We start from the raw sequence: 753 nt of genomic DNA on the forward strand, positions 1-753 counted from the left end.
AATCTCCCTCAATCACCTCAGTTAAAGCACCATTTACATACACAAACATATCTCCACAAATATCACTTCTCTTAGCCTTTCCTGCTGTTTCAGTGATATTTACATTAGCATCAAAATCAATACTATCACTTGCCTTTAAATTGATGTTCTTAGCTGTGATATTAATAGTCTCAGGAGCAGAAATCTCAATGTTTTTGCCTTGAGTATCCAACTTAATCACATTGCCATTCTTATCAGTAAGCAAGATGCTCTCATCTTCAGTAAAGATGAGCTTATGTCCACTTTTAGTATGAATTGCCTTTACGCGATTATCAGCATTGTGGTATCCGCTTTTCGCCTCACCATTATAATGTGCTCCCAGCACAAAAGGGCGTTCTGCATTACCTCCTTCAAAATCCACTAATACCTCTTCACCTATTTCAGGGACAAAATAGAAACCTTTACCCCCTCCTGTATAGGGTTGCACTACACGTATCCAAGGGGTCATTTCATTGCGTTTTGCCTGCCATAAGAATTGCACGCGTATACGTCCCATTCCTAAAGGGTCATTGTTGTCTTTTACAATAGCTGGTTGCTGCTCTGAGTGCGGAAAAGCATTCTCATCAAAATCAGCAGGGGTACGCATCATAGGGATACCCTCAAAGGAATTGTAATACTCCATACCACTGTGATAATGTGATATTTTTATGACCCTATATGTCTCCATTGCACGTGCATTAATGTCAGTAAGACACGCAAAGGTATTCATCCTGA

1 protein-coding gene is annotated in these 753 nt (G+C 39.8%); it reads right to left on the reverse strand.

Annotation, left to right across the window (positions count from 1 at the left end; translation table 11 throughout):
• Positions 1–706, reverse strand: a 706-nt coding sequence (locus HMPREF9073_RS16270) for a phage baseplate assembly protein V (RefSeq protein ID WP_369699434.1), incomplete at its 3' end; no start/stop codon positions are given.
• Positions 707–753: the final 47 nt, after the last annotated feature.

It is taken from the genome of Capnocytophaga sp. oral taxon 326 str. F0382, from assembly GCF_000318295.1.
Taxonomy (GTDB): domain Bacteria; phylum Bacteroidota; class Bacteroidia; order Flavobacteriales; family Flavobacteriaceae; genus Capnocytophaga; species Capnocytophaga periodontitidis.